The sequence below is a fragment of the Hyphomicrobium sp. genome (assembly GCF_003987855.1).
Lineage (GTDB): Bacteria > Pseudomonadota > Alphaproteobacteria > Rhizobiales > Hyphomicrobiaceae > Hyphomicrobium_B.
The window spans coordinates 28,614-30,141 of sequence record NZ_RXIZ01000023.1 but is presented as its reverse complement, the minus strand read 5'-3'; the positions used below and the strand labels follow the sequence as shown (position 1 = coordinate 30,141).

Genomic DNA, 1,528 nt, shown 5'->3' with positions numbered 1-1,528 from the left:
GGAGCCGATGGCTTCGATGTGCAGGACGTAACCTGCCGTCCAGCCCGGAAGAATGGTGGCCTGGCCGGTGAACTTCACGTGGCTGCCGAGCGTCGACCCGAGGTCGGTGACGTAGGCGTTCGACTCAGCGCCGTCGTCCCACCACATGACCTGCTGGCCAACCCAGCCCGACACGGTCAGCGAAACCTTGCGGTTGCCCTTGCGTGCCGTCGTTGCTTCCAGTTCTGCGATGCGCTCCTCTAGGTCGGCACAGCAATTGCCGCCCAAGTCCGCTGCAGAGGCGCTCGTGGCGAACCCGCCAGCGAGGACGCCTGCAGCGACCATAGCGCCTACCCCATATTTCTTCATTCTGCCTTCTCCCGTCTTAATCACTTCTAGTAGTCGACGCGATACTTGGCGTTCGCCGTATTGTCGGTCGCATCGATAGCGAGCCACGGCGGAACACCTGCTGAGTGACTTCGCCGTACCCGGAAAGTCCGTGATTCGTGGGGTGGCAACAATTGTGGTGTGCGAAATGTGCGCGACGAATCCGTCAATGTGGCGCACGCGCAACTAGACTGATCGTTGGGCGGTTGCCGAAAAACTAGGCTAACCTCTTGTTTCTAAAGAATCCTAGGGCTGCGGGAATGCCGTGACACGGCAAATGAGTTTTCCACGCATCAGGTCGAATAACTCGTAGGCGAAAAAGGAAAAGGCCGCCCTTGCGGACGGCCTTTGGATTTTTTCGACAGTGGAGAGCCGGATCAGAAGTTGATCAGAGCGCCCATACCCACGTACTGGAAATTGTCGTAAGCAATGCCGTCGGTGTTGTTATCGCTGTAGTCAAGGTGGCGATACTTAACCCAGATCGACATGGCGGCAGAGTCGATTTCCTGAACGATGCCACCGCCCCAAACTTCGGTCCGATCGTGCGTAGCGTCGAGGCCAGCGAGTTCAGACTGCGAGAAGGCGCCCGAGCCCTTCACGTTTTCGTACTCGCCGTACAGAACGGTGTGACCAAGAGCCGTCCAACGCTGACGAATGCCGAGTTTGCCGTACCACGTCTCGGATTGGCCCGAGCCACTGAAGTCGTAGGTGTCGTGGCCATAAGCACCGTAGGCGAACAGACCGGTTGGGATGTGTTCGACGTAGGCACCAGCTTGGAAGTACTGCTGAGTAGCACTAATGCCGAGGTTCAGGTTTTCATCGGTGCTCTCTGCATAAGAAGCAACGCCGGCAACCTTGAAGTCAGCCCATTCACCGGCGTACCGGGTCGTGACAGCCCAGATGTCGTCTTCACCCCACGATGCGGACACCGAGAAGCCGCCGAAGCTCGGCGAGTCGTAGCGAACGGTGTTGCGCGGAACGCCGAAGCAGTCACCCCAGGCACCGCCTGCGCTCTGGCAGTAAGCGCCACCCCAGACAAGGTCGGAGGCGCTTGCGTTCGAAGTGAAACCGCCGCCACCAACGAACTGACCGTTCTTTGTACGGATGCCAAAGCTGTTGACATCGAAGGCCACCCAGTTGGCAGGAACGAGCGAGCCCGAAC

General features: G+C 58.9%; 2 pseudogenes. Both read right to left on the bottom strand.

Going from position 1 to position 1,528, the window contains the following annotated elements:
- Positions 1-348: pseudogene (locus tag EKK30_RS18125) on the bottom strand (porin); the annotation flags it as partial.
- Between the two features lie 395 nt (positions 349-743).
- Positions 744-1,528 (bottom strand): annotated as a pseudogene (locus tag EKK30_RS18120) (porin); the annotation flags it as partial.